Source organism: Paraburkholderia sp. GAS82 (assembly GCF_050436285.1).
GTDB classification, from domain to species: Bacteria; Pseudomonadota; Gammaproteobacteria; order Burkholderiales; family Burkholderiaceae; genus Paraburkholderia; species Paraburkholderia phenazinium_B.
Genome location: NZ_JBNDLX010000001.1, coordinates 170775 through 195017 on the forward strand (window position 1 = coordinate 170775; position 24243 = coordinate 195017).

Annotated in this window: 23 protein-coding genes; 10 read left to right on the forward strand and 13 right to left on the reverse strand. The window is 61.3% G+C overall.

From position 1 onward, the window contains the following. Positions 1-39 precede the first annotated feature (39 nt). A complete protein-coding gene (gene alaS / locus P3T17_RS00865; RefSeq protein ID WP_429404118.1) occupies positions 40-2664 on the forward strand; it encodes an alanine--tRNA ligase in 2625 nt (874 codons plus the stop codon). A 194-nt stretch (positions 2665-2858) separates the two neighbouring features. Here alaS and P3T17_RS00870 read toward each other — a convergent pair whose 3' ends face one another. Continuing rightward, a complete protein-coding gene (locus tag P3T17_RS00870) occupies positions 2859-3782 on the reverse strand; it encodes a LysR family transcriptional regulator (protein WP_429404120.1) in 924 nt (307 codons plus the stop codon). A gap of 150 nt (positions 3783-3932) precedes the next feature. On the opposite strand from P3T17_RS00870, the gene P3T17_RS00875 reads away from it, so the two are divergent. The 7 genes from P3T17_RS00875 to P3T17_RS00905 all read left to right on the forward strand — a co-directional run bounded on the left by P3T17_RS00875 (position 3933) and on the right by P3T17_RS00905 (position 11513). Then, a complete protein-coding gene (locus P3T17_RS00875; protein ID WP_429404122.1) occupies positions 3933-5222 on the forward strand; it encodes a YbfB/YjiJ family MFS transporter in 1290 nt (429 codons plus the stop codon). Positions 5223-5358: 136 nt separating this feature from the next. Further along, positions 5359-6390 (forward strand): threonine aldolase family protein, encoded by a 1032-nt coding sequence (locus tag P3T17_RS00880; protein WP_429405453.1) that lies wholly within the window; start codon positions 5359-5361, stop codon positions 6388-6390. A 141-nt stretch (positions 6391-6531) separates the two neighbouring features. Then, positions 6532-7062 (forward strand): NUDIX domain-containing protein, encoded by a 531-nt coding sequence (locus P3T17_RS00885; RefSeq protein ID WP_429404123.1) that lies wholly within the window; start codon positions 6532-6534, stop codon positions 7060-7062. Positions 7063-7126: 64 nt separating this feature from the next. Further along, positions 7127-7570, forward strand: a complete 444-nt coding sequence (locus P3T17_RS00890) for an acyl-CoA thioesterase (protein ID WP_074263922.1) — start codon at positions 7127-7129, stop codon at positions 7568-7570. A 578-nt stretch (positions 7571-8148) separates the two neighbouring features. Beyond that, positions 8149-10299: a hypothetical protein gene (locus P3T17_RS00895; RefSeq protein ID WP_429405455.1), complete on the forward strand. Its 2151-nt coding sequence runs from the start codon at positions 8149-8151 to the stop codon at positions 10297-10299. A gap of 59 nt (positions 10300-10358) precedes the next feature. Continuing rightward, positions 10359-10847: a hypothetical protein gene (locus P3T17_RS00900; protein ID WP_429404125.1), complete on the forward strand. Its 489-nt coding sequence runs from the start codon at positions 10359-10361 to the stop codon at positions 10845-10847. Positions 10848-11189: 342 nt separating this feature from the next. Continuing rightward, complete coding sequence (locus P3T17_RS00905; protein WP_429404127.1) at positions 11190-11513, forward strand: hypothetical protein; 324 nt, start codon at positions 11190-11192, stop codon at positions 11511-11513. Positions 11514-11578: 65 nt separating this feature from the next. On the opposite strand, the gene P3T17_RS00910 is transcribed toward P3T17_RS00905, so the two are convergent. From P3T17_RS00910 to P3T17_RS00930, 5 genes are all read right to left on the reverse strand, one after another. After that, a complete protein-coding gene (locus tag P3T17_RS00910) occupies positions 11579-12139 on the reverse strand; it encodes a hypothetical protein (RefSeq protein ID WP_429404129.1) in 561 nt (186 codons plus the stop codon). Further along, on the reverse strand, positions 12136-12702 hold the full coding sequence (locus P3T17_RS00915; protein ID WP_429404131.1) for a transglycosylase SLT domain-containing protein: 567 nt from the start codon (positions 12700-12702) through the stop codon (positions 12136-12138). Before P3T17_RS00915 ends, P3T17_RS00910 begins: the two co-directional genes overlap by 4 nt. Continuing rightward, positions 12699-13253, reverse strand: a complete 555-nt coding sequence (locus P3T17_RS00920) for a PAAR domain-containing protein (RefSeq protein ID WP_429404133.1) — start codon at positions 13251-13253, stop codon at positions 12699-12701. The genes P3T17_RS00915 and P3T17_RS00920 overlap by 4 nt, the downstream gene beginning before the upstream one ends. Before the next feature lie 6 nt (positions 13254-13259). Further along, positions 13260-13625, reverse strand: a complete 366-nt coding sequence (locus P3T17_RS00925) for a hypothetical protein (protein WP_429404135.1) — start codon at positions 13623-13625, stop codon at positions 13260-13262. 211 nt (positions 13626-13836) lie between these two features. Continuing rightward, a complete protein-coding gene (locus P3T17_RS00930) occupies positions 13837-14526 on the reverse strand; it encodes a PAAR domain-containing protein (protein ID WP_429404137.1) in 690 nt (229 codons plus the stop codon). Positions 14527-14860: 334 nt separating this feature from the next. On the opposite strand from P3T17_RS00930, the gene P3T17_RS00935 reads away from it, so the two are divergent. Together P3T17_RS00935 and P3T17_RS00940 are read left to right on the forward strand one after the other, a co-directional pair. Further along, positions 14861-15283, forward strand: coding sequence for a hypothetical protein (locus tag P3T17_RS00935; RefSeq protein WP_429404138.1), 423 nt, complete (start codon positions 14861-14863; stop codon positions 15281-15283). 99 nt (positions 15284-15382) lie between these two features. Next, positions 15383-15613 carry a ParB N-terminal domain-containing protein gene (locus P3T17_RS00940; protein ID WP_429405457.1) on the forward strand — a complete coding sequence of 77 codons (231 nt, stop codon included), beginning with the start codon at positions 15383-15385 and terminating at the stop codon, positions 15611-15613. Positions 15614-15877: 264 nt separating this feature from the next. Here P3T17_RS00940 and P3T17_RS00945 read toward each other — a convergent pair whose 3' ends face one another. From P3T17_RS00945 to P3T17_RS00975, 7 genes are all read right to left on the reverse strand, one after another. Then, complete coding sequence (locus P3T17_RS00945; RefSeq protein ID WP_429404140.1) at positions 15878-16129, reverse strand: hypothetical protein; 252 nt, start codon at positions 16127-16129, stop codon at positions 15878-15880. 289 nt (positions 16130-16418) lie between these two features. Further along, a complete protein-coding gene (gene iolB, locus P3T17_RS00950) occupies positions 16419-17216 on the reverse strand; it encodes a 5-deoxy-glucuronate isomerase (RefSeq protein WP_429404142.1) in 798 nt (265 codons plus the stop codon). Further along, a complete protein-coding gene (gene iolE / locus P3T17_RS00955) occupies positions 17213-18139 on the reverse strand; it encodes a myo-inosose-2 dehydratase (protein WP_429404144.1) in 927 nt (308 codons plus the stop codon). The genes iolB and iolE overlap by 4 nt, the downstream gene beginning before the upstream one ends. 10 nt (positions 18140-18149) lie before the next feature. Next, entirely contained in the window at positions 18150-20099 is a 1950-nt protein-coding gene (iolD, locus tag P3T17_RS00960; RefSeq protein ID WP_429404145.1) for a 3D-(3,5/4)-trihydroxycyclohexane-1,2-dione acylhydrolase (decyclizing), read from the reverse strand. Further along, positions 20096-22129, reverse strand: a complete 2034-nt coding sequence (locus tag P3T17_RS00965; RefSeq protein ID WP_429404147.1) for a bifunctional 5-dehydro-2-deoxygluconokinase/5-dehydro-2-deoxyphosphogluconate aldolase — start codon at positions 22127-22129, stop codon at positions 20096-20098. The genes iolD and P3T17_RS00965 overlap by 4 nt, the downstream gene beginning before the upstream one ends. Positions 22130-22219: 90 nt before the next feature. Continuing rightward, on the reverse strand, positions 22220-23050 hold the full coding sequence (locus tag P3T17_RS00970; protein WP_074263927.1) for an ATP-binding cassette domain-containing protein: 831 nt from the start codon (positions 23048-23050) through the stop codon (positions 22220-22222). 14 nt (positions 23051-23064) lie between these two features. After that, a complete protein-coding gene (locus P3T17_RS00975) occupies positions 23065-24231 on the reverse strand; it encodes an ABC transporter permease (RefSeq protein WP_429404148.1) in 1167 nt (388 codons plus the stop codon). Positions 24232-24243 lie beyond the last annotated feature (12 nt).

Below are 24243 nucleotides of genomic sequence, written 5' to 3' on the forward strand. Positions count from 1 at the left end.
GATGTCGCCAGATCCAGTCAGGACCGTCCCCAGTACGCTATGAAAGCCGCCGAAATCCGCGAGAAATTCCTCAAGTTCTTCGAATCGAAGGGCCATACGATCGTTCGCTCGTCGAGCCTTGTGCCCGGCAACGACCCCACGCTGCTCTTCACCAATTCGGGGATGGTGCAGTTCAAAGACGTGTTCCTCGGCGCGGAATCGCGTCCGTACTCGCGCGCTACAACGGCGCAGCGCAGCGTGCGCGCGGGCGGCAAGCACAACGACCTCGAAAACGTCGGCTACACGGCCCGCCACCACACGTTCTTCGAGATGCTCGGCAACTTCTCGTTTGGCGACTACTTCAAGCGCGACGCAATCCACTACGCGTGGGAACTGCTGACAGGCGTGTACCAGCTGCCCAAAGACAAGCTCTGGGTCACCGTCTATCAGGAAGACGACGAGGCCTATGACATCTGGGCGAAGGAAGTGGGCGTGCCGACCGAGCGGATCATCCGCATTGGCGACAATAAGGGCGCGCGCTACGCGTCGGACAATTTCTGGCAGATGGCCGATGTCGGTCCCTGCGGCCCGTGCTCGGAAATCTTCTATGACCACGGCCCGGAAGTGTGGGGCGGCCCTCCGGGATCGCCCGAGGAAGACGGCGACCGCTACATCGAGATCTGGAATCTCGTGTTCATGCAGTTCAGCCGTGACGCGCAAGGCACGCTGACGCCGCTGCCCAAGCAGTGCGTCGACACCGGCATGGGTCTCGAGCGGATCGCAGCCGTCCTGCAGCACGTGCACAGCAACTACGAGATCGACCTGTTCCAGGCGCTCATCAAGGCAGCGGGCCGCGAAACCGGTGTGGCCGATCTCACGAACAACTCGCTGAAGGTGATCGCCGATCACATCCGCGCGTGTTCGTTCCTGATCGTCGACGGCGTGATTCCGGGCAACGAAGGCCGCGGCTACGTGCTGCGCCGTATCGTGCGCCGCGCGATCCGTCACGGCTACAAGCTGGGCAAGAAGGGTTCGTTCTTCAATCGTCTGGTGCCGGATCTGGTCGCGCAGATGGGCGAGGCTTACCCGGAACTGAAGGACGCAGAACAACGCGTGACCGACGTGCTGCGTCAGGAGGAAGAGCGCTTCTTCGAGACCATCGAGCACGGCATGTCGATTCTCGAAAGCGCACTGGCCGATCTGGACGCAAAGGGTGGCAAGACACTCGACGGCGAACTCGCATTCAAGCTGCACGACACCTACGGCTTCCCGCTCGACCTGACGGCAGACGTATGCCGCGAACGTGAGGTGACGGTAGATGAAGCCGCGTTCGACGAAGCCATGGCGCGCCAGCGCGACCAGGCTCGCGCGGCCGGCAAGTTCAAGATGGCCCAGGGCCTCGAGTATTCGGGCGCGAAAACCACGTTCCACGGCTACGAAGAAATCGTCTTCGACGACGCGAAGGTGATCGCGCTTTACGTGGATGGCGCATCGGTCAAGGAAGCGACTCAGGGCCAGCAGGCGGTGGTCGTGCTGGACCACACGCCGTTCTACGCGGAATCGGGCGGCCAGGTCGGCGACGCAGGCGTGCTGGCCAACGCGAGCGTGCGATTCGCGGTGGTGGACACGCTGAAGGTGCAAGCCGATGTGGTCGGCCATCACGGCACGCTCGAGCAGGGCACGCTGAAGGTTGGCGACGTCGTGAAGGCGGAAATCGACGCAGTGCGGCGCGCACGCACCGAGCGCAACCACTCGGCCACCCACCTGATGCACAAGGCGCTGCGCGAAGTACTGGGTACGCACGTGCAACAGAAGGGTTCACTCGTCGACGCCGACAAGACCCGCTTCGACTTCGCGCACAACGCGCCGATGACGGACGAACAGATCCGTCAGGTCGAAGCCATCGTCAATGCCGAAGTGCTGGCGAATGCGCCGGGTATCGTGCGCGTGATGCCGTTCGACGAAGCCGTGAAGGGCGGCGCCATGGCGCTGTTCGGCGAGAAGTACGGCGACGAAGTGCGTGTGCTCGACCTTGGCTTCTCGCGCGAGCTGTGCGGCGGGACGCACGTGCAACGCACTGGGGATATCGGCTTCTTCAAGATCGTGATGGAAGGTGGCGTTGCGGCTGGTATCCGTCGCGTGGAAGCGATCACCGGCGACAATGCGGTGCGCTACGTGCAGGAACTCGACGCTCGCGTCAATTCGGCCGCAGCTGCGCTGAAGGCGCAGCCTGCGGAGCTCACGCAACGGATCGTTCAGGTGCAGGACCAGGTGAAGGCGCTGGAGAAGGAGCTCGGCGCGCTCAAGTCGAAGATGGCTTCGAGCCAGGGCGACGAACTGGTTAGCCAGGCAATTGAAGTCGCGGGCGTGCACGTGCTGGCCGCGACGCTCGACGGTGCGGACGTCAAGACGCTGCGCGAAACGGTCGACAAGCTGAAGGACAAGCTGAAGAGCGCGGCTATCGTGCTGGCTTCGGTGGAAGGCGGCAAGGTCAGCCTGATCGCTGGCGTGACAGCGGACGCGAGCAAGAAGGTCAAGGCCGGTGAGCTCGTCAACTTCGTGGCGCAGCAGGTGGGCGGCAAAGGCGGTGGCCGTCCCGATATGGCGCAGGCGGGCGGTACCGAGCCGGCGAATCTGCCGGCAGCGTTGGCCGGCGTGAAGGGCTGGGTGGAAGCCCAGTTGTAAGCGCTGTTATAAGCCATCCGGAGCAAGCCGGCGGGAGCGCCCGTTTGTGTGGCTGGAGCTCCGAAACAAAAGAGCCGCGAGCGTAAAAACTCGCGGCTCTTTTGTTTTCGGTGCGGTGACGGAGTGGGCGCGGTGCGGTGGACGTAGTCGTAGCCACGACACCAGGCGTTGCAACCCGACCATCGCTCCAGCGGTCAGGCCGCCGTCGGCAACCCTACCGCGACTTGCTCACCCACAGGCTCCGCCAGATTGCTGCTGGCCAGCAGGGTCTCGCGCAGCGCTTTGAGCGCAGACGAGAAATGCCCGCGCCGCCAGACGAGCAGCGTATCAACGATGCCCAGGTCGTCGAGCGAATGAACCGCGATGTTGTTCATATCGTGCTGCAGGTCGAGCACCGAGCGCGGCGCGACAGCCACGCCCGCGCCCGCCGCTACACACGCGACGATCGCATGATAGGAACCGAGCTCCAGCACCCGCGCCGGGCGGATGCCATGCTCCATGTACCACTTCTCGACGTAGCTGCGATACGCACAGCCGCGCTCGAATGCAATCAGCGTCGACAGCGCGATGTCGCGTCCCTCGCGAATCGGCCGATGGCCGCGCGGCGTCAGCATCACCAGTTCTTCGCGAAACACCGGCACGGATTCGAATAACTCGCCATCCCAGCCGGGGGCGAGCGGGGTGGCGATCAACGCGGCGTCCACTTCGAAAGCCCGCACCCGCTCGATCAATCGACCGCTCGTCCCAGTTTCCAGTTCAAGGCCGACCTCCGGCCAGCGCTGGTGATATTGCGCGAGCAGCTCCGGCAGGCGGCTTGCCGCCGCGCTTTCCATGGTGCCCAGCCGCAGCCGGCCGCTCGGGTGGTCTTCGCGCAACGCCTGGCGTGCCTCGTCGGCGAGTGCCAGCAGTCGTTCGGCATAGGGCAGCAGGGTTTCACCGGCGGGCGTCAGCACCAGCCTGCGGCCGTCGCGGATGAACAGTTCGGTGCCGAGCTGCTCTTCGAGTTGCTTGATGCGGGTGGTCACGTTCGACTGCACCCGGTTGAGCTTCGCGGCAGCGCGCGTGACGCCGTTCTCGCGCACTACGGCGCGAAAAATGGTCAGTGCGGCCAGATCCATGGTTCTCTCCAAGAGATCATTGGTATCTATATTATTCATTTTTTGTGATTGAAGCGTCAAGCTATGATGGGTTCAAGGCGCTGGTGCATCGCATTTGCTGCGCCCGGCCCCGCAATCTGGCCGCGTTTGACCCCTTTCGAAGTCAGCCACATGGACAATCTCGCCTCAACTCGCCCACTCGCCGCGTCGACCGGACCTCACCCGGCCCGCGAGGCCGCAATCGCCTGCATGGTCGTGTTGGCGGTGGCGCTCGGTATTGGCCGCTTTGCCTTTACGCCGCTCTTGCCGCTGATGCTGCATGGCGGCGGACTCGATATCCGTCACGGTGGCTGGCTTGCGTCGTGCAATTACGCCGGCTACTTTGCCGGTGCGCTCGCCTGCGCGGCGCTGCGCGTCGAACCCGCGCGGATGGTGCGCGTGGGGCTCGCCTTGACCGTGCTGCTGACCTTGGCGATGGGCCTGACTAGCCACTTCTGGGTCTGGGCAATCGTGCGCTTCGCCGCCGGCGCGGTCAGCGCGTGGACCTTTGTGTTCGCGTCGCAATGGGGATTGCGGCGGCTCGCCGAACTGGGCGCACATGGGTGGGGCGGAGTGATCTACACGGGGCCCGGGTTTGGAATCATTGCGACCGGGTTGTTCGTGAGCGCCGCCGGACGCCTCGGGGCCACGGTGGGTTGGCTGGGATTTGGGATCGCGGCAGCGGTGCTGTCCGCGCTGGTCTGGCGGGTGTTTGTCGCCATCCCCACCGGGCCTGGCGCCGCGGTATCTGCAGCCGGCAATGGCGGAAACGACGCTAGTCGCCCAACCCATTCGACTTCGCCCACAGCCTCTGCAAAGACCTCCTCGACGAATCCCCCACATCGTGCCGACGCCTTCTGGCTAGTCGTGCTGTACGGCGTGCCGGGCTTCGGTTACATCATCACGGCGACTTTTCTGCCGGTGATCGCCCGTCATGCGCTGCCCGGCTCCGCCTGGCCTGATCTGTTCTGGCCGATGTTCGGCCTCGCGCTGATCGCGGGCGCACTGGGCGCCGCGCGTCTGCCGCACCACTGGGACAACCGGACCCTACTGGCCGCCTGTTACGTCCTGCAGGCGGCGGGCGTGGCCCTCGGCATTGTCTGGCCGACGGCCGGCGGCTTCGGGCTCGGTAGCATGTTGATCGGGCTGCCGTTCACCGCCATCACCCTGTTTGCGATGCGCGAGGCGCGCCGCCTGCGTGGCGATCACGCGGCCGGCCTGATGGGCTACGCGACTGCGGCCTACGGCGTCGGACAGATCATCGGGCCGCTGGTGGCGGCACCGATCGCCGTCCATACCGGGTCATTCTCCCTTGCGTTATGGCTGGCGGCCGGCGCTCTGCTGCTCGGCGCGCTCGGGCTGATGTGGGTGGCTTACCGGCCGAACAGCTCAAACCGACCGAACGGGCCGCAGCGGGCGTAGCCGAAACAGCCACCGCCACCGCCTCGCTAAAGCATCCCGTAATCTGACTGGCGAAAAACAATTTACTGGCTGGCGCACTAAAATGACCGCTTTCCGGTCATCTCTCCAGCGTCCGTCGCCGGGCGCGTCGCCAGCCATGCAACATTTCGCCTCCGATAACTACGCGGGTATCTGTCCCGAAGCGCTCAATGCGCTGATCGCCGCCAACAATAGCGGCCACGAACCCGCGTACGGTGACGACTCCTGGACCCAGCAGGTCTGTGACCGCTTGCGCGATCTGTTCCAGACCGACTGCGAAGCGTTTTTCGTCTTCAACGGCACCGCGGCCAATTCGCTCGCGCTCGCTTCGCTGTGTCAGTCGTATCACTCGGTGATCTGCCATGAACTGGCGCATATCGAAACCGACGAGTGCGGCGGCCCGGAATTCTTCTCGAACGGCTCGAAACTGCTGACCGCGCCGGGAGTTGGCGGCAAGCTGACGCCCGATGCAATCGAAGCCGTCGTGACACGTCGTGCGGATATCCACTATCCGAAGCCGAAGGTCGTGACGCTCACGCAATCCACCGAAGTGGGCACCGTCTATAGCGTCGAAGAAGTGCGCGCGATCGCCGCGATTGCCAAGCGTCGTCACCTGAAGGTTCATATGGACGGCGCGCGCTTCGCCAACGCAGTGGCCGCGCTCGACGTGCATCCCTCCGAGATCACGTGGCGCGCGGGCGTCGACGTGCTGTGCTTCGGCGGCACGAAGAACGGCTTGCCGGTCGGCGAGGTGGTGGTGTTCTTCGACCGCGCGCTCGCTGACGATTTCGCGTATCGCCTCAAACAAGCCGGACAACTCGCCTCGAAGATGCGCTTCATCTCCGCGCCCTGGCTGGGCCTGCTCGACGGCGACGTGTGGTTGCGTAATGCGCGCCACGCGAACGCGATGGCGAAATTGCTGGAAACCCGCCTCGCCGAGATTCCTGGCGTGAGCATCATGTTCCCGACTGAATCGAACGCGGTGTTCGCGCAGTTGCCCGCGCAGGTCGCGAAGGCGATGCGCTCGCACGGCTGGAAGTTCTACGAATTCATCGGCGCGGGTGGCTGCCGGCTGATGTGCGCTTGGGATACCCAACCCGACACCGTCGAGCGCTTTGCGGCCCAGGTGCGCGAACTCTGCGCTGCGTGAGCGCCCGAAGAATGCCGCGAGAAATCAAAATAACAGCTGTGTGGTTGCGCCGCGAGATGAGCGGCTTGACCATCGGCGATGTGTGCGCTGAATCAGCACAACCCAATACCATTCCGACATATCCAGAGACGATTTCCCACCATGAGCGACTACCGATTCTGTCCCCGCTGCGCTACGCCTCTCGTCGAGCGCACCGACGCCGAGCACGAGGGCGGCCGTGCGCGCCAGGTTTGCCCCGACGAAACATGCGGCTACGTGCACTGGAACAATCCGCTGCCCGTGGTGGCCGCTATCGTGGAGTACGAAGGCAAGATCCTGCTCGCGCGTAATGCCGCGTGGCCTGAAGGGATGTTCGCGCTGATCACCGGTTTTCTGGAAAACGGCGAAACACCGGAGGAGGGCATTGCGCGCGAAGTCCGCGAAGAGACGTCGCTGCAGGCCGAGACGGTCGAACTGGTCGGCGTCTACGAATTCATGCGCAAGAACGAACTGATCATCGCCTATCACGTGCGAGCATACGGCACGATCGCGTTGTCGCCCGAATTGCTCGAATACCGGCTCGTCGAACCGGCCAGGTTGCGGCCGTGGCGCGCGGGCACCGGCCAGGCGCTCGGCGAGTGGATGCGTCGTCGCGGTCTGCCGTTCGAGTTCGTCGAGCGGCCCGGACAATAGCAGCAAACGCTCGCTCGCGTTCGCGAGACTTCCTTCTCCAACAATCATCTGCGTACTGCTTACGATGAACAAACCTGTTCCCGCCGCCCGTGCCGCTTTCCGTCACTTCTTGCCGATCACGACTCGCTGGATGGACAACGATGTCTACGGCCATGTGAACAATGTCGTCTATTACAGCTATTTCGACACGGTGGTGAATGAGTATCTGATTCGCGCTGGTGTGCTCGATGTCGAGCACGGCGAGACCATTGGCCTGGTGGTCGAAACGCAGTGCAACTACTTCGCGCCGCTGGTGTTTCCGGAGCGTGTCGAAGCCGGCCTGCGGGTGATCCGTCTCGGCTCGACGAGCGTGCGTTACGAGGTGGGTCTGTTCAAGGAAGGTGATGCACAGGCTGCTGCGCAAGGTCACTTTGTGCACGTCTATGTAGATCGTGCGACGCGGCGGCCGGTCGAGCTGCCTGCAGCGCTGCGTGCGGCGCTCGAGCCGCTTGTGGTCGTGACTGCCTAGCCTTTTCTGCTTCTGTTGCGCAACGCAACGTGTCTTTACGCCCGTTTTGTCTATCGACGGGTAATCCTCCCTGTTTGAATCCGGATTTCAAAAATCTCTCTGCGCCAGCGCTCATAAGGCTTGGCGCGGAGATGGGTTGGCGATTCAAACGCTTGATCGTTTGGTGAGCGTCCTCCAGAAATCTTGTCGGCAATACGAGGACAAATACAGACAATCAGGTAATACGGGCAAGCGGGGCGATTGGTGTTTTTAGGCCGCCCCGGCCGCTGCCATAGACAAACCTGTACTGCGCCCACTATCACGTGCAGCAGTCGCAGGAGGGAGGGGACATCGTGAGAAATGCAGAGGCAAAGACCGGCGTGCAACCGAACGGACTCATGTCGACGCGCGTCGCCGCGCGCACGCTTAGGTGGCTCGCTATGGCGATTGCGGTGGCCGCACGAGGCGTGCGGATCTTGGCGGCTCCGACTCACGCTCGCCGACAGAGGACCCGGTATATCAAGGCCCGACCCACGTACCTGCAACGCGCTCAGCCAGCCTGGTGCGCGCGCGTGGCTCCGGGCGCCGTATTGGTCACGATGGCGTTGGCTGTCTCAGCGTGCGCAGATGCCAGTTCTACAGATACCTCGGCGACGCACGCTTCAGAGAACACTGCGTCTGCGCAGGCGCCCGGCGGCGCATCCTCCACGCGTCCCGCGCTGGAAATCGCCAAGCAACGCCAGCTTGCCGACGAGCAGCGTATTGCCGACCGCCTGCCAACGGCTAGTGGCATGACCGAACAGCGTGTTCGTCCATTGACGCTACGTGACTCCGGCATCGACGGTTCGATGATGTTCGCTCGCGATGTGGATTTTCGTGTGACCGGCGATATCGGTTTCATGATCCACAGCATGGCGGCCACGCTTACGCCGACGCATGCCGGTGCGCCGATTGTGTTCGACGATCCGACCAGCGTGACGATCGACGTCCACCGAGGCGACGTCACACTCGACAGCAGCAAGCTCACGGCGATTTTCAACCGCTATCTGTTCCAGTACCAGGGCTCGCCTCTGCGCAATATGCACGTCGTGCCGCAGGACGGCGGCTCATTGCGCATCACGGGCGAAATGCATCGCGACAGCTGGGTGCCGATCGTTCTCAGCGGCACACTCTCTATGCGCAACGCCGACGAGCTCGTGTTCCGTGCAGACCACGTCGAAGTCGCCGGCGTGGGCGCGGACAAGCTGATGCAGGCAGCACATGTGAAGATGGCCGACCTGCTGAAAGTGGATACACCGATTGCGCGTCTGCAAGGGGACGACGTGGTCATGCAGGTCGAAAAACTCACGCCGCCTCCAGCACTGCACATGACGATCACGCAGATCGACACGTCGTCGGCGGGCGTGCACTTCACGCTTGACGATCACACGTTGCACGGTATTGCGTGGCCCGCGACGATGCCGCCACGCGGCATGCTGGTGGAGGGGGGCGACGTCAAGTTCATGCGTTCGATGCCAATGAACATCGACATGGCGCTGACACCGGTCGATGCCAAAGCGCCGTTTGTACTCGACTTGTACCACTACCGCGAGCAGATGGCGGCGGGCTACTTCACTTTCGACGAGGCCGGCGCGCTGGACGTGCATCTGCCCTCATTCGACACACTGGCGGGCGCCTCGCACGACGTCCCACAAGAGACCGGTAGCGCAAGCGCACGCTTTAACGACAGCTTTATCCGCGCCCAACAGGCATCGCTTGCGGTTGCGCGACTGCAATGGCAGAGCGTGCCACCCGATTTGCGCACTGCTGCGCAGGCGCGAGCGATCCCGGTCGGAACCCGTGCCGCGTTTTCCGGCGCGAACGCGCTCACGCCGGGCTCGGCGATTACGGACGAGCGGCACTCATCGGGACCGGCACCCCTGATTCATATGGAGAACGTAGATTTCTTCGCCTCGGGACGAATCGGTTTTCACGTGCGTTCTCTCGACGCGCAGATGGTGCCGAAGAAGCCAGGACAGCCAGTTGATCTGGACGACCCGCAGCAGTATGACATTCACATCATAGGTGGGGAGGTGGTGGAGCCGTGGCCTGCCATGGCGGCGCTGTTCAACGATTACCTGCTGGATTACGAACCACGTTCGCTGAACGATCTGAAGTTGACACCGGAGAACGGGGCGCTGCAGGTTACAGGCGGCATCAAATTATGGAATCACTTCCCGGGCGCATGGTTGCCTACGACGATGAGCGGGACGATTGTCGCGCGGGATGAACGGCATCTGGTGTATGCACCGACGTCCGTCAAGGTGCTAGGAGTGCCGCAGGCGGGGTTGTTGCGGGCGCTGGATATTCCGTTAGCCTCGTTGACACCGTTTGTGCGCAAGGGAGTGGCGTTACAGGGCAACGAACTGGTATTCGATCAGTACACGGTGTTTCCGCCGCCGGTGTTGCAGGGACATCTGGCGAGCGCGACTGTGACGGATGAGGGTTTAGTGTTGAAGTTTCAGCGCGAGAGCGGGGCGGTGGTGGCGAGGCCGCCTGCTGGGGCTGGCGGGAGTTTTGTGTGGATTCAGTCTGGCGACATCAAGATGTTTGATTCGTTGGTCACGAATGGCCGGACCTTGATTCGGGATAGTTCGGTGCCTGGCGCTATGCGGTTTGATCTTTATGGGTATCGGCGGGGTGTTGCCCAAGGGGTTGTCCGGATGGGGAAGGATGGTGGGCTGGTGGTTGATTTGGCTCGGAGGAATTGATTTTTCGGTTTTTTTGCCTGCGTGGCGCTTGTCCGTGTTCTTGCGGTGTTGGCCGTTCCTTGCTTTCTTATTGGGTGCTGCCGCTGAACCGCGAAGCGCTCGCCATTCTGAAAGCGTGGCGGCGTCAGACGAAATTCGAATTCGTGTTCACCAACGAGGTGGGCGAACGGCTGCGCGCGGTGCGCGACTGGCAGAAAACCAAGAAGGCCGCGAAGATCGAAAATTTCCGCTTCATGGATACGCTGCATCACACGGCGACCCTGCAAGACCATCGCTGGGCATGGCCCGGTTGCATCGAGCGTGTAGACGCCTCCCAGCGGGGGGCCCGCGCGCACTGGTACACGCTGCCGAACAATATTCGTTCGCGGATCGGACGCGCGTACCGGCAAGGCGTAGAACGCGGCGACCATCCATCACGCTCCTGGCTAGAGGCGCATCAGGCGGCACTCGAATACGCACGCCAGAAGGCATCCACGCGTCAATGCCTAACGCGCCCCGGTGCGATAGATACGCTTGAAGACAACGCGATCCCTGAAAGCCTTGTTTAACCACGCAAAGAGCGCGGCAAATGCAACGACGCCGGCAACCGTGCCAACCAGGCCGCCGCCGTTCATGCCATTGCCAACATAAAGACCCAGGATAATCGCGCCCAGAAGGATCGCGCCTAGCAGGAAGGGGGGTGTACCGTACTCCAACTCAGCGTGGCAGCCGGTGCAGACGGAGGCACCGTGCGGTACGGTAGTTTTACAGTGGGGGCAGATAAGATCGCTCATTCTGGTGGTTGCTTTCTATGTTGGAAAAGCCGGTAAGCTACCAGCGGCTTTGGCGACCCCGAATAGGCAATTTCCGATTTGTAAGGGCGGAACGGGACTTCATGCACAGAGCGCCCTGTGCCTTCAGACTACCTGAGCGCCGAGCGGCAGATTCAGGCCGTGTTATGTTTGGATAACCACCAGAACCCGCGGGAAAAGGTCATAGAACGGAACGGTATTGGCGGACCGCGTGAGCCCGACCCGGCGACCGAGGGCGACCTCAAGGTCATCAGGTATGCGATTACGCAGGTGGAAGGGGTACTCAGGCAAGCCTACTTCACCTTGCAACGGGTACGCCCGAGCGATGACTGTGCGAAGGCACTTGCATCAGCGAAGCGCACCGCCAAGCCGCGCTATTCGAGCATACGGACGCTACGACGGAACAGTGCCGCCGATAACTAGACCACCGCTATCGAGTGGATCGACTTTAACTCTCGCATAGTAAATGCTCGTTACTATTCATCCACTTAGTTTTTTTGCGGCGGAATTTTTACCGCTTCCGATTGCGGACGGCGATCTGAATAGATTTGCTCGACCTCGCCTTTTCCCGCTTCGTATCGGTAAAGAATATAGCGCTTGCTCGATTCGTTTCGCCCGTTGTTAGGTATCAGAACCGTGACCCCTTTGGCATCCAGATATACCGATGTCGGGCGTTCGCGCTCGGCGAAATCGACGCGCTCCCACTGTCCGGCCTTTGTGTTGTATCGAATCGCTGCGCCTTGCAAATAGTTCGAAGTGAATTCGCCGGAAAGGACGAATGCGCGCTCCCTTGTGCCTACGCACGCTACTTGTATATCCTGCCCGCGCGATTGATCCGGCTCACCCGCATAGAGGCGAACGGGCGCAGCACCATCCTTGCTCACGTAGTAAACGGCCGTGCCGTCGATGGGATGATCGCGTAACAGCGAAAGCGTGTGATTACCCTTGCTTCCAAGCGTACAGCTTGTTACCGCCTCCATACCGATGGCGGCGTGCGAAACCATGGTGAAGCCAATACACAAGATCGGTATAAACGCGGCTATTCTCATTTCACCATGTCACGAAGTGGTTGCATGGCATCAGGATCGGCGCGCAGCTTGTCGGCGCACCCCTTGATCTTCTGGTAGTAGATGCCATTCGAAAGACCGCGATAGAGTTTGTATGCTCCATCGATGGAGTGCGCCTTGTCTATCCAGTATTGCATGTACTCTGTTCCCAATCCGATATTAGTTGCATCATCATTCAATTGTGAGGAAGCATGTACCGTCGCAGCCTCCGCGAACAATTGGTGTGTTTGCGTATCGCTCGGCATGTGGCCCAATTCCTTTTGAGCGCGGTATTTGTACACCTGTTGCACCGCGCCTTTCGTCATTTGCATCAAGCCCTTTGCGGAACTACCGCCCGGCGCTGCGTTAGAGTCAAAACGCGATTCCATAAATATTTGACAGACTACAAGGTTATCGTCAAGAGTCGATTTATTGTTGGTTTGTACTAGCTGACGAATCTCACGCAGACGTGCCGAGTCATCTACCGGAACCGTTACTGGAGTGGTATCCGATTTCGGGGTAAGTTTTGCCTTATGCTTCTTGATCACCTTATGTGTCGTAGTCATAGATATTTGTCCCACTCTGGATCAATCGGGGTAAATTCTTCAAGAACGTGGAGCGTAACGGATTTGGATTGTGCGCCGGATACCTTGACCGTTTGGCCTTGCGCGTCGGTTCTCTGTTCCGTACTCGTGCCGTCTTCGCCAACTATCCGGTATAGGAAGCCCGCAAGCGGCTTTCCGCTTCGCTCATCACGCAGGACGAAAGATTGATCGAAGGCCGATAGATCAGCGGTCGGGCTTGCTGCGGTAGCGCTTGCAGATTTGGAACTGCCCGTATCTATCAAATATTCTGTACTCGGCAAAGCAAACACCCGATTCTTTCCGCACGGGCAATTTACCGGGTCCAGGTCTTTCACCATGTTCCGGCCTTCGTCCGTCCAGTCGCTAACGCTACCGTAGATGCGGAACGGGCCAACGCCGCACGTACCGCACGTTGCGTAGTCCAGATCTACCGCAAGCGAGCGGCCTTCATCGTCGTATTGTGTCGATGATCCGCTTAGGACACGTCCACCCGTGGACGTGTGAGCGCCTTTCGCTACAAGCCCTTTATACATAGCCCCTCATAAATAACGGTCCCAATCAGGATTAATCGGCATTTCGTCTGCAATGACGTGCAAGGTTGCGCCTATATCGGAAACGCTCGACACTCGCAGCTTATGGCCTTGAGAGTCTGTGCGGCCTTCGTATTCCTTGCCGTCTTCAGTGACGATTCGATATGGAGCATTCCGCAATGGCTCTCCGATGTTTTGGTCAGTCAAGCGGAAATGTTGATCGTAAATATTGCTTCCAGCCGTCTTGGCAGTAGTCGCACCTAGACCTTCCATAAGCGCTTTCGCTTCATCGGACGTAAAACTCATCGCCATATTGCGCTCGGCGTGAAACGTGGGCGGCGGATTGCATCCGCAAAGATTGATATCGCCGCTCAACGCCCAGTGCTTTCCGTTAGGCCGGTGCCAGGCCAGCGCGGCCCTCGCGGGCCAATATGGCGTTCCTGCTTACAGACGGGGCAATACGTGTTCATGCCAATGGTTGAAATCTGCACGCGCGGCAGTGGGTCAGAACAGCTAACCAAATCCAGTCCCTGCGTAATGAATGCACCGTTAGCGGCCTTGTCTCCAACCCCGAGAAAAGTACGAATCATGCAAACTCGCTCTCATTTTTCATCTGCTCTTCGGTAACAACCTCCCAAGCTTCGGAACCAGCGGTGCCTGAGCGCTCAGGGCTATCAGTAATCGTGTCACCGTTATCGAGCACGCTTCCCACATGGGCAAACTGAGCAAGTGAGCGATTCGACTTGGGCGCGAGCCCGCTGACGATTCGCGCCGCGGTTCCGTCCGCGTAGTGGACCGTATCGCCAATAATGCCCACCTTGACGCCCTCACCGTCGACGCTCCATTCGCCGCCCGGTTCGCGCAATACACCACCGCGCCGGGTCGTTGAACCTCGAAGCGCGAAGCGCATGCCCGGCTCATAAGGAGGCGGCACATACGAAGGATCGAAGAGCCCTTTAGGGCTTTCGCCTTCGGGAACGAATAGCCCGGATTTACCATCTTCCCAAGGGGTAGAAGTGATCTTGTCGCCATTGCTCAGGCTGCTGCCGACAAGCGCAAAGCATTTCGCACGGTAGATACTGAGGCTGCCGGAACCGTTAGTAATCACCGCTTGGCTACCGTCGCGATAGGTGACGATATCGCCAACGAGCGCGGCCCGAAGGTTGCAGATGGTAAGTCCAGATGTTGCACTCGTCACATAGCCGCCGCGCTCGGTTCTCGCGCCAATGGTTGCGAATGCGTACATCGTGCCTTTACGTTGCTGCTTTTCCGACATTGCAATGCTCCTTGAAAAGCGCCAGAGGCGCGGATTAAACGGCTACAACGAACGGCGATGTGGAGTTTATTTATCTCTTGAAGGTTTTTAACCCGCAAGCCGTTCCAACTCAATGCGGAAAAGTCTGAAAAACGGTGACGCATCGTCCGCAGCAGAAAATCCTTGCAAATTTTGACATCCAGCAAAAATCGCCTAATGTGTCCGTTAATCACGACGCACCCACGCTGCCCCTAAGTCTCAAGGCCCGCGCAACGCGCGGCTTTTCTGTTTCTACCTCTCCGGAGTTCCCTCACCGTGCGAGACTGTTACGCGGGCACCGCTGCGGCCGTGCGCGATGCGCTGCCTCGCGCCGGTCCCCCGCGCGCTGCTGGTGGTGGCCTACGCGCCGCGCGACATCGCCTGTAACTGCCGTTCGCCATGCTGTGCCGGCCGCTATCCGAACCCGGAGTGGCGCGACGCGCTTAACGTGGTGGTGGCACACACTGTGCCGCTGCTGACCGGCCACGCGCCTAATGTGCGGCTGCGTGTGGCTCTCGTCACGAACCTGCTGACACGCACACGCGAAACTGCCGTGAGCCTCGCGCAGCGCTGCGGCGTCCACCGCAACACGGTTGCAGAGGACACGGCGATTCTCGAAGCGGCGTTGACAGGAACGCGCCAGCAGGCGGGCGAACTCGACGTGGCGTTTACGCGCGTCGATACGCTGTTACGCGAGGCGGGAATCGTGCGCGAAGAGACGCAGCCGCAAGCCGCATAGCCACGTCCGAATTCCAACGCATACTGTCTTGAAGACCGCATGAAACGCGCGCTTTCGTGACCTGCCGACGAGGTAGAGCGCTAGCCGCTGGTTCGCATCATTCCTGATGCGCGCAAGCCACGCACGCACTCGGAGGCGCAGATTGCGGCATCAATGCAGGAATCCGGCTTGAAGATGCCTGTCGTGGTGGACGAGAAAGGCGGTTTGATCGTGGGTCACGGTCGCCTGTTTGCTGCGCATCAGCTCGGTTTCACCTACGCACCCGTACTGGTAACGGATGGCTGCCTTCTTGCGCGCGTATTCGAGCGCCGCTGGTACGCCCGCCGCTAAGCAGATTGAGCGGGGCCGTGGATGACGTACGGGGCGAGCGTTGCAGGCATGACGTCACCGCTTGCGAAATACTTCGTCAAACGCAATATGAAGGTCTTCACCCTTGCATGGGCGGCGGCCGTAGCGTCAGTGCGCTATGGGTGCCTTCGGCCGTATCGGCAATCAGCGCGAGCGCATCGCGCGGCCGTTTGTCCATCAGGTAGGCAAGGTCGCGGCGGAGTTTCCCAGGTTCGTTCCGGGCGTCTCGCTGCGGGTCGTGCCAAGTCAGTAGGTGCGATAGTCAACATCGAGGTATTGACCCACGGTAGGCATGTCCAGGGTCTTCTGGTCGGCCACGCGCCGTTCGTGCTTTAGCACGCGGACGGCAGGGCTGTCGGTCGAAAGATACGTACACCTGATCTGTTCAAGCACCAGTTCACAGGCCGGTTTCTTGCCCCGAGGCATGATAAGCACGCCGAATCCGTTAATCTGGTCGTCGTAGATATCGCGCTGTTTGCCGGTCGCGCCTTCCTTCAATAATCGCGTGATAAGGTCGCGGTTGATGCGTTCTTTCGCCGTGGGGTACCTCGTTCGGTTTCGTCGTTTTTCGGACAGATTTCGGATAAGTACCGTCGCGGACTGCTGCGAACCACCACGACCTCAAACGAACTCAAGCCTCTGATTTTTTTGACGAAACGAACTCCAGCACACCAAGGCGAACGATACCGATTCCCCGCACAGGGGTATCGCTAATAAACCACTAAGAGCGCGAGGAAACGCTAACACAGCAAGAACAACGACAAGCGCCACGCAAGCAAGCCAAACCCTAGTCCTTATTGATAATCCACTCATGCGCCGGATCATTCTTGAAATGCCAGGTCCGCTTCTCCCCAGCCATAACATTCAAGTAGTACGAATCATACCCATAGGGAACGACAACAGGATGATAGCCACGTGGAACCATAACAACATCATGATCCTCAACAGCCATCGACTCGTCGATATCCCTTGAATCGGTATACACGCGCTGAAAAGCAAACCCCTGCTTAGGCTCCAGCCGATGATAATAAGTCTCTTCGAGCGAGCTCTCGAGCGGCACATTGTCGGTGTCATGCTTGTGCGGCGGATAACTCGAAGCATGTCCACCAGGCGTCCTGACCTCCACCACCAGCAAAGACTCCGCGGCCTCAGTCTGCGGCAGGATATCGCATACATACCGCGTATTGAGTCCCTTGCCGCGCGTTGAACGCTTCATCTGCGAAGGCTCGATCAACCGTGCCGGCAACTCTCCCTTGGCAGGCGCGCTAGCCACGCCCACCTCCGCATCGCGTACCGCTCTCACCGTGGCGCGCACACCCGGCGGCAAGTACACCGCATACGGCGCTGCGTCCTCAAACACGCTGTCACGCGAGCCAAGATCGCTCCACTTCTGATCTACGGTTTCCACATCCACCGAGCCTGCCAACACGACAATACACACCTCGCGGCCCGGTTCGAACACGTGCACGACCTCGTTCGCGTTCATCCGGTACGCCGCAAAACCCACGTAACGCCATGCCGCCGTCTCCGGTGTCACCCGTGCGATTGTCTGGCCCTCGCGCTGTGCCTTTACGAGCAAACTCATGCTGCCTCCTTCGTGGCAGAAGTACCGGCTTCGAGCGGTGCATCCACCAGCGACCGCAATGTCAGGTACCCCTTCTCCGCGTACGCATACGACGGTGCAATCACCGGATCCTGTTCGGCTTCGACCACCAGCCAGCCGCGATAGCCATGCCGCTTCAGGCGCTCGATGATCGCGGGGAAATCGACCGTGCCGTCTCCCGGGACCGTGAACGCTCCTGCGATCACGGCGTCCAGAAAACTCCAGTTGCGATTGCGCGCCAGTTTCATCACCGCCGGCCGCACGTCCTTGCAATGGACGTGACACACCCGCCCAATATGCTTGTCCAGCACCGTGACCGGATCGCCGCCGGCAAATGTAATATGTCCCGCGTCAAACAGCAGCCCGACGGCGTCGCTCGTGCGCGACATCAGGTTGTCGACATCGGCAGGCGTCTCTACGTACGCACCCATGTGATGGTGGTAAGCGAGCCGCACGCCGCGGCTTAGCGTATAGCGCGCGAATTCGTCCAGGCGCGCGGCGTAGGCGTCCCACTGCGCGTCGCTAAAGAAGCGCGGTCGCTGATAGAGCGGTTGGGGTGCGCCCTGGATCGAATCGGCCACCTCGCCATACACCATCACCGTAGAACCGTTGCGTGCCAGCAGTTCCAGATGCGCGTCTACAGAAGCGATCTCTTCTGCGACGCTGCGTCGTGCGAGTCGTCCCGAGTACCAGCCGGATACCAATGCCAGGTCGTATTGCGCGAGCAGCGCTTTCAAGGCCTCTGGTTCGCGCGGGAACTTGTTACCGAGCTCGAATCCGTCATAGCCGATCGCGCGTCCTTCGGTTAGCGCAACCTCGAGCGGTGTTTCGCCGCCCAGCGACGGCAGGTCGTCGTTCATCCACGACAGCGGGTTGATGCCGATTCGTACTTCGAACTGAGTCATGCCAGTGTCCTCAATCGTTTTTGGTGTCGCCGGCGGACTTGGCGCGCTCGGCAATCTGGGCTTCATATTGCGCACGCGCTGCGCGTACGCCTTCGCGTTCGGACACTTCCGGCACGGCCACTTCCCACCACCAGCCGCCGTCGTCGGTGGTGCGCGCCGCGTCGGTGTCGATGCTGATGAGGTACGTGCGGTCGGCAGCTCGCGCACGTTGCAGCGCCGCTTCAAGCTCGGCGATGTTCGCGACGTGTTCGGCTTGCGCACCGAGCGCGCGTGCATGTGCGGCGAAATCGACCGGCGGTGCGCCCAGCGGACCCTGTTCGCAATCGTCGAACATGTTGTTGAACGGTGCGCCGCCGCAGGCCTGCTGCAGCCGATTGATACACCCGTAGCCGCGATTGTCGAGCACGACGATGATCAGCTTCGCGCCGAGCATGACCGAGGTCGCGATCTCGCTGTTCATCATCAGGTAGCTGCCGTCACCCACCATCACGATGACGTCACGCTCGGGCCGGGCGAGTTTCGCACCGAGGCCGCCGGCAATCTCGTAGCCCATGCACGAATAGCCATATTCGACGTGATACGCGCCGGGACGGCCCGCGCGCCAGAGCTTGTGCAACTCGGCGGGCAACGTGCCTGCTGCACACACGACGATATCGTCTACGGCGGACCTGGCGCTCGAGCGCTGCACGGCGCCGATCACATCCGCGTCATACGGCAACACGGTTTCGTGCTGCGGCGCATGCGTCAGCATACCGACGGTGTCGCGCCAGCCCGCTGCGAGTTTTTGTGCCCGCGCGGTCCATGCACGGTCGGCATGCCAGCTGCCGAGTTCCGCGGAGAGTACTTCTAGCGCGCGGCGCGCATCGGCTTGCACCACGAATCCACCATGTTTAAGGCCATCGAACGCGTTTGCGTTGATGCCGATCACGTCGGCCTGGGTGAACAGCGTGTTCGAGCCGGTTGTGAAATCCTGCAGACGCGTGCCAATCGCCAGCACGCAGTCGGCGTCGTGTGCGAGTGCATTCGCTGCGGGCGAACCGGTTACGCCGAGCGCCCCTGTGTTGAGCGGATCGTTCCATGCCAGCGAACCTTTGCCTGCCTGCGTTTCTGCAACGGGGATGCCGTGTGCACTGGCGAACGCATGCAATGCATCAGCCGCATGGCCATACAGCACGCCGCCACCGGCGACGATCATCGGCCGCTCCGCGCGCCGCAGGCGCTCGATTGCAGCGCTGATTTCCTCTGCGATCGGCGCAGGTGTATGGAAGTTGACCAAGCGTGGTTCGAAGAAGTTGGCCGGAAAATCCCAGGCGGTGGCCTGCACGTCCTGTGGCAGCGCGAGCGTGACAGGGCCGCACAACGCGGCATCGGTCAACACGCGCAGCGCACGGGGCAGAGCCGTCAGCAACTGCGCCGGATGCACGATCCGGTCGAAGTAGCGCGACACGGGTTTGAACGCGTCGTTGGCCGAGATGCCGCCGTCCTGGAAGTCCTCGACCTGTTGCAAGACCGGATCGGGCTCGCGCGAGATGAACACGTCGCCAGGCAACAGGAGGACCGGCAAACGGTTCACGTGCGCGAGCGCCGCAGCGGTCAGCAGATTCGTCGCGCCGGGTCCGATTGAAGTCGTGACCGCCATCATCCGGCGCCGGAAATGGGCCTTCGCGTAGGCGATCGCGCTGTGGGCCATCGCCTGCTCGTTGTGCGCGCGCAGCGTCGGCAATTCATGACGATGCTGGTACAGCGCTTCGCCTATTCCCGCGACATTGCCGTGGCCGAAGATCGCGAATACGCCGCCGAATAGCGGCTCGGTACCGCTACCGTCCTCGGTCGTCACGCGCTGCGCGGCCAGATAGCGGACCAGTGCCTGCGCGGTGGTAAGACGCACCGTGCCGGAGGTCGGCGCAGGCGCTGCCGTCCCGGACGCCTGCGGATCGTGATGCAAGATGCGCTGGTTCATGCAGCCTGCTCCTGGTGAACGTGATGTGGCTTACTGCCGTGCGTAGCCGGATTGCCGCGCGTAGCGCGCCACGAAGCGATCAGCGCTTCAAACGTCTGTCGCACACGTGCGATGAGTTCGTCGTCGCCGATCGTCCCTGCGAGCCAGGCGTGGCTAGGCTCGTGGAAGATGGTCCGGCCAACGGTGAAGCCGCGGCAGGTCGCCGATTGCGCGGCAGCACGGAAGCCTTCGTTCAGCTGTTCAACCGCCGCGGAAAGCCCCAGCAACACTACGCCACGGCAGTACGGATCGCGTTCGGCGATCAGCGCGTCGATGGCCTGCCATTGCGCAGCTTCCATGGGCTCGAGCTTCCACCACTCCGGATAGATGCCGATGTTGTACAAGCGTTTCAATGCGCGATACACGGTGTCGGATCCGCTCGGCAAATGCGCGTGCTTAGGCGGAATCACTTCGAGCAGCAGTTCATGGCCGCTCGCCTGGGTGGCATCGTAGAGCGCGCGCAATTGTGCTTCCTGTTCGAGCCGTTGTTCGATCGGCTCGTCGGGATGGTATTGCACGAGGCACTTCACCACATGCTCCTGCGGCCACGCAATCAGCGTGGTGCCGATGGAACGCCCGTGATCGAACACCAGCGGTACCGAACCCGGCAGTTCCACCGGGCGGCCGATCCACCAGCCGCGGCCCGTGGCGTCGTTCAACGCATCCTGGCCATAGCGGTCGTCGATCAGTACACCGATGCGTCCTTGCAGGCCGAGTGCGCTTTCGGTTTGCGCAACCGCCTCGACAAAGAGGCTCTTCAACCTCGCGATGCGTGCTTCGTCCGCGCCGGTCTGCTGGGCCAGATCGAAGAACTGGTTGCGGTGATCGAAGGCGAAGCCGAGCACTTCGTCCCATTGCTTGCGGGCAGGGGAAACGCGGTGCAGCCGCGCGAGTTTCGCATCGCGATCCGGGCGGCGCATACGTTGCGGATCGGCCTTGGCCTCGCTCAGGAAGTACTCGAGCTCCGCGGGCGTCGGCATGGCCGGGGCGCACCCATGGCGAGATACGACGAGCGCGCCGCTCGCGTTCGCTGCACGCGCGCAAGCCTCGAGCGGCTGATCGCGTAGCCACCCGGAAAGAAAGCCGGAGGCAAATGCATCGCCCGCGCCGAGCACATTCAATACTTCGACTTCGACACCACCGTGAATCGGCGCGTCGTCGAGTGAGGCCGGCACATCGCCGTCGATGATCTGGCAACCCAGCGGACCGCGTTTGACGACCAGAGTGGCCGGCGTCACCGCGCGAACCATCGCGAGCGCTTCGATCAGTTCATGCTTGCCGCCGGCAATGCGAAACTCTTCTTCGGTGCCGATCACCAGATCCATCAATGGCAGGATGCGCTGGATGTGCGCAGTGACGTCCTCACTGGCAACAAAGCGGGTTTCACCGTCGGCCTTGCCCGTGAGTCCCCACAGCACGGGGCGGTAGTCGATATCGAGTACCGTGCGCACGCCGTTGCGGCGGGCGTAATCGAGAGCCCTGCGGCTGGTGCGGTTCACCTGTTCGGTGGAAAAGTGGGTGCCAGTAATCAGCAGTGCTTTGGACGAGGCGATGTACGCCTCGTCGAAGTCCGCTTCGTCCACTGCCATATCGGCGCAGTTTTCGCGGTAGAAAATCAGCGGGAAGGTATCGCGATCCTTGAGACCGAGCAGCACGAGCGCAGTCAGGCGCTCATGATCGACGCGCACGTGGCTGACGTCGCAACCTTCCTTGGTGAGCGTTTCGGTGAGGAAGCGTCCCGGATGGTCGTTGCCGACACGCGCGAGCATCGATGACGCAAGCCCAAGCCGGGCGCAGCCGAAAGCGATATTGGCCGACGAGCCGCCGAGATACTTCGCGAAGCTCGTGACGTCTTCGAGCCGCGCGCCGACCTGCTGTGCGTAAAGATCCATCCCGAGGCGGCCGAGGCAGATGATGTCGCGGCTGCGGCCCTGCGCAAAGCGGCTGGTGGTGCTGGCAACGGACGGCGTGGTTGTGCTGGTAAGAGCCATGGAATTTCCTGTATGTCCTGGTGCTTGACTGACGACGCGGGCCACACGACGCTGGCACGAAACGAGCGCTGCGTCGAAGGCGTGGCGCAATCAGATCGTCGCGCCTTCGAGTTCACCGATCATCTTCTGCATTTCGGCGCCGCCGGCCATCATGTCGAGTACTTCGTCCTTGCTGATGGTGTCCTTGGTGAAGGTCCCAAGCGACTTGCCGCGATTGAGCAGCGTGAACGAATCGCCGATCGGATAGGCGTGGTGTACGTTGTGCGTGATGAAGATGACCGAGATGCCTTTGGCTCGCGCGGTGTGGATCAGCTTCAGCACATTGAAGCTCTGCTTCACGCCGAGTGCTGCCGTCGGTTCGTCGAGAATCAGCACCCGCGCGCCGAAGTGAATGGCCCGTGCGATAGCGAGACACTGCTTCTCGCCGCCCGACATCGTGCCGATCGGTTGATGTGGGTCGCGCACGTTGATGCCCATTTCGGCGAGCTTGTCACGCGAGGCTGTCGCACAATGGTCGAGATCCATCACGTTGATAAAGCCGAACAGCTTTTTCTGCGGCTCGCGTCCCATGAAGAAGTTGCGCGCCACGGAAAGCAACGGCACCAGCGCGAGATCCTGATAGACGGTCGCAATGCCGAGATCGAGCGCGTCTTTGGGCGAAGTGAAACGCACCGGCTTGCCGTCGACAAGGTAGGTGCCTTCGCTCGGCTGATGCACGCCAGCCAGCGTCTTGATCAGGGTGGATTTGCCTGCGCCGTTGTCGCCGAGCAGGCAATGCACTTCGCCTCGTTTGAGCCGGATCGTGATGTCCTTCAATGCAATCACGTTGCCGAAATAACGGCTGACGTTTTCGAGCGAGAGAATGTAGTCGCCCGTCGCCGGCTGCACGGCAGCTGCTGTCGTATTCTGGGTGGTATCCATCGTGAACTCCTCGTTTAGCGGGATGCCGCGACGCGGCTGCGCACGTAGTGGTTAAACAGCACCGCGAACAGCAGCATTGCGCCGAGGAACACGCGGAACCAGTCCGAATCGATGTTCGTGTAGGTGATGCCGATCTGCACGACGCCGAAGATCAGTGCACCGAACGATGCGCCCACCACCGAACCGTAGCCGCCGGTCAGCAGGCTGCCGCCGATCACCGCGGCAATGATGGCCTCGAATTCCGCCTGCAGGCCGCGGTCGGCTGCCGCCGAACCGATATCGCATACTTGCAGCACGGAATAGAGGCAAGAGCAGAAGGCAGTCAGGACGAACAGCGAGATCTTCACACGGCGTACCGGCACACCGACGTTCTTGGCCGCATTGGCGTCGCCGCCCACAGCGAAAATCCAGTTGCCGAATTGCGTCTTGGCGAGGACGAACGCGCAAACGGCGGCAAGTGCGAACCACCACAGAATGACTTTCGGAATTCCAGGGACGAGCGGCAGGCCGTTGTCGAGCATCTTCACGAGACCCATGTGTCCGAGCCAGGTAAACACGCCCTTGAAGGCGACGCCCTGGAACAGCGTGTGCGCGATCCAGTCATGCGAGGCGACGTCGCCCACGCCGGAGATGATGGTGCGGTCGGCAAACATCACCGAGAGGGCGAGCGTGAGGCCGCGCAGGATAAACAGGAAGGCCAGCGTCACGATGAAGGAAGGCAGCCGCGTGCGCATCACGAGGTAGCCATTCAGCGCGCCGAGCAGCATCGAACCGGCGAACGCGAACACGATCGACAGCGCAATCGGCCAGTGAAAATACATCGTAGGCAACGCGACCATCATGCCGGAGAAGCCGATCATCGAACCGATCGAAAGATCGAACTCGCCGGCAATCATCAGCAGACAGGCGCCGACTGCGATGATCCCAAGATAGGCGGCAACCTGCGACCAGTTCATCACACCGTCGAGGTTGAACATGCCGGAGTTGCCGGCGGCAAGCCCGAACACCAGGAACACCATGACGGTGCCGGCGAGGGCTGCAAATTCAGGGCGGCTCAACAGATGTTTGAACCACGATTCGCGACGCACGCGTTCATCGGCTGAAGCGGTCCCGGCTGCTGCTGCGGCAGCGTCCTGCTCGGGACGGGGATGTTTGGCGTGGAAGGGGTTGGCGACGCCCATTGAAGCTCTCCT